Below are 3,642 nucleotides of genomic sequence, written 5' to 3'. Positions count from 1 at the left end.
AAAATATCCGCAAAAAACACTTGCAAGTGGGAGCCGTCCACATATGGAATTGGGTGCGCCGCGAAGAGATGCAGCTCTCCTTGGCAGCATGAGCGCAATCGATGACATGGCGCTGTCGGACGAGGCGCTTGAGGCTTGGATGGCCCTCAAGATCAACCGTCGCCCGCTGGTGCGGACCATGTCGGCGCTGGATGGCTTCGTAACGGCGGCGGTCACCGGGCCGCGGTTCCCGGACCCGCAAGACTGGATGTGCCCGCTCATGGGGTTGCCGCGCGACGTCCTGGCCAAAGGATCTGCAACCGATCACGCCGTGTTTGCCAGCGTCGCCAGGATCCACAACCGGATCAACGAGACGCTCTTCGACAGACCGCAGGATTATGCGCCCCGATTCGCCACCAAGCCCAGCGGCGGCATCGACCCCCGACCGTGGTGCCAGGGGTTCTACGCAGCCATCAATCTCAACATCAAAAAATGGAAATCGCTACTCGACCTCAACAACCCCAACCACGGCCTGCTGCTGCCGATCCTGATCTACTGCGTCGACAAAAAGGGCAGGCCCGTCCTCGGTAAGCCCAGGCCGGGGCCCGAGACCGCGCGCTTCATCGAGCATGAGGCGTACAAAGACATCGCCCTCGTCATCCCCGCTCTGCGCGAACTCCACTACGTCACCCGTTATGACGATCGGGAGTGATCGGCGCCGGCGCGCCGACCAACAAGCGACTTAACCATCAAGACGATTTCGGGAAAGGTGCCTTGGCGCACCGCTTACAGCGGATCGAATAGAACGCCTGCAACAGCATCGCCCTGAGCAGCTTCCGGCGGATCGATGGCCGCCCGATCGGCGAATACAGTGTCAATGACCACGGAATCGGGACGCCGCTTGATGAGTTTGAGCTTGGTGATCTGGCCTTCGGTCTGGCCATTCGACCAAGGAGAGAGAATGGCGTTGCGGACTGCGGCGATGTCCTTTTCTACCCCGTTTGCAAAAGAGCCGACGAGGCTTGCCTTCGCGCCCTCGAGCCAAGCGTCCAGTTCTGCGACCCCTTTGATCGGATCATCTGCTGCGGGTCGTCGATTAGCGTTCGCGCGGTGACGAGGTCAGGAACATTGCTCTCGATTGCCGCGATCAGTACAGCGTCCGATTTCGACAGGTCGTCACGCGCCAGCGTCATGAGCCTGGCGATGCTTCGTGCCGAAGGCGTGCGGGCAAGTGCACTTTGATCGGCCCTTTCAGCAAGGCGTCTGCGCCGCGCCCATTCAGAGACGACGCGATCTGGCCACGAAAGCCTTTCGTACGCATTTCGCGCCAGAGCGCCGAAGCATTACGCGCGCCTTGGTCCCAGCGGCCGTCAAGCCAGGGAAGCCATCCCTCGAGCGAACTTTGCCGGACGCGGAACATGTCGGAGCGCTGACCGCGCAGGACGCAGCGGACGAGCTTGCGGCTATGTCCGGTACGCTTGACGATCTGCTTGATCGGTACACCCTGCTTCGACAATTCCAGAATGGCCTCGTCTGTCTCCTGGCGACACAGATATCCTTCATATTGCAGCCGCTCGGCATAGGTGAGAAGCTTTGGATCGATGATGGTGCTGCCTACGGTCTTTCGGATATGCCGCATGGATTTGCTGACTGCATCAAGGAAAGCGCGGCTGGCGGTTTCCATCAGATGCCAGCGGTCGGCCACCTGAGCGGCATGAGGCAAGGCCTTGGCGATCGCCTCGCCATATCCGCCACCCCGATCGCGAGCGACGGTCACAATGGAAGGATGGTTCGCCAGCCAAGCCTGCGATGGCGCCTGTTCGCGATCAGGCAGCAATGTCACTGGCCTGCGGCGCTCAAGATCGCAGACAATCGTCCCGTATCGCTGACCGCGCCGGAATGCAAAGTCGTCAATGCCGATGATGGCGAGCTCATCACGCGGCTGTTCAGTCCTGCGGCGCACGACACGCAACAAGGTATCGTTGCTCACCGGCATCATGAGGCGATCGGCAAAGGCCGCAGCAGGCCTGCCGCCCAGCGCCAGTCCCAAGTGATGAACGATGGTCTCAAGGCGTCCGGTTCTCCGCGATAACGCGGCTAAAACATCGGCGCCAAACCGCTCGGCAAAAATGCACCGGCGGCAAAGAACGGCGTCGCACCAGAAACGGCGAACCGTCACCCGCAAGACAACCCGCCGGCCGGCGATGGGCAGATCGGCTGCTTGCCGCATATATCGGCTCTGGGTCCGGCGTGAACTCGTCCCGCAGCACGGGCACGTGGCCGAAAGCGCCGTAGCGCGCACGTCAAGAAATACACAATCCGTGTTGATTTCGGCATGCTCGACGAGCGGCCCCGCCGGCGCCAGTCTCGTCGACCCAAATCTCTGTTCCATCGCGCTGATTCCCTCTCGAAAATTGCGCGACATCACCCTGCGCATGCAGCAAGATTGAGTCTGACCCCTCATTCCATGAAAAATCACACCACGGTGACATACCGCAGCACGGCCGAAGCTCGACGACGAGGCGTTCGAAGCCTTTATGAAGGCGCGCCGTCCAGTATCTCCGATCTGGACGATGTGGGCTGTTCGGCTGTTCGTCGCGCTCACGGAAGAGCTACGCCGGCTGCTGGACGCGACCTCGATCCTGAAGGTTGGGCACAGTCCTCAGGTGCCGGCAATTTATCGCACCTTTCTCTTGCTGCTTTATGGTAGCGGCATGCGCATCGGCGAGGCGCTTCGCTTGGTCTTGCAGGACGTGGACCTGACCGAGCAGATCATCACTGTCCGCGACACGAAGTTCTTCAAAACACGTCTCGTGCCGATCGGACCACAGCTCATGCGAACTGGCCGCGCATATCGAACGCCGGCGCCTTCTGCCATTGCCGCGCGGAGAGGAACCCCCTTATTCACCACGCGCGATGGCAGGCCGTGGCCTGCTTTCGTGTCGCGGTAGCTGGCTTGGGTGTTGCGGGAAAGATTGCGTTCGGCCACCAGATGCTCCAACAGGAAACGACGGATCCACGGACCAAAGAGGCTCTCATCCTTCATGGTCGGCCCCCATCGCGTATTGCGCAAAGCGCTGACTGGCCGCATCCAGGAGATCCGGCGTCATCTGCAAATAGCGCTGGGTTGAACGTATATCGATGTGGCCAAGGTAGGTTCGAGTTGCGGGAGCAACTGTTGCACGTCTTGGCCGGAGCGGTACAGGCAATCAACCGGTGCACTACGGCCGTGTGACGAATATCATGCAGCCTTGGCGGCCGAGACTCGCCGACAGGGCAACTGATTCCGGCGGCTCGGCGGACATGCTGGAACCAAGAGATGACCCGCACGACGAAGGCGTCGCTGCCATCGCCAACTCCTCGCCATCTGCTCGTACTTCATGCCGAAATGCGTCAAGGCGGCTCGCAGCTGAGCCGCCGTTTCTGTCAACTCCGGAAAGCCGTGCGGTGCTCGTGACGCTTGTCCTTGCCGCGGGTCGCTTCCTCAGCCTTGGGCCTCCTCGAGCCATTCCTCGACTCTGCTTAACCTCGGCGATGACAACCTCCCTGCTACGAAACTCACCTTGATCGCCGCGCCACTGCTCACGGGCCGTCACTCAGAATCAGCGGTTTAGCTGGGTGCGTGTAGGCAAGAGGGAACGATGAACAGCCAAAAAGTCGCTA

At 60.9% G+C, this 3,642-nt stretch carries 2 protein-coding genes and 2 pseudogenes; 3 read left to right on the top strand and 1 reads right to left on the bottom strand.

Translation table 11 applies throughout. The annotated features are described in order from the left end of the window. Positions 1 to 691 (top strand): UPF0149 family protein (locus NKH03_RS34430; RefSeq protein WP_352973287.1); only part of this gene is annotated, 691 nt, incomplete at its 5' end. 182 nt (positions 692 to 873) lie between these two features. Here the strand turns inward: NKH03_RS34430 and NKH03_RS34425 are convergent. Continuing rightward, a pseudogene (locus tag NKH03_RS34425) lies at positions 874 to 2,371 on the bottom strand (ISL3 family transposase); the annotation flags it as partial. A gap of 100 nt (positions 2,372 to 2,471) precedes the next feature. Between NKH03_RS34425 and NKH03_RS34420 the strand changes: the two are divergent. Together NKH03_RS34420 and NKH03_RS34415 are read left to right on the top strand one after the other, a co-directional pair. Next, positions 2,472 to 2,555, top strand: a pseudogene (locus tag NKH03_RS34420) (UPF0149 family protein); the annotation flags it as partial. Continuing rightward, positions 2,553 to 2,930: a tyrosine-type recombinase/integrase gene (locus NKH03_RS34415; protein WP_352973288.1), complete on the top strand. Its 378-nt coding sequence runs from the start codon at positions 2,553 to 2,555 to the stop codon at positions 2,928 to 2,930. The pseudogene NKH03_RS34420 and the gene NKH03_RS34415, both read left to right, overlap by 3 nt. Positions 2,931 to 3,642 lie beyond the last annotated feature (712 nt).

Source organism: Mesorhizobium sp. M1406 (assembly GCF_040317555.1).
In the GTDB taxonomy this organism is placed as follows: Bacteria; Pseudomonadota; Alphaproteobacteria; order Rhizobiales; family Rhizobiaceae; genus Mesorhizobium.
This window is presented reverse-complemented; position numbering and strand designations above follow the sequence as displayed.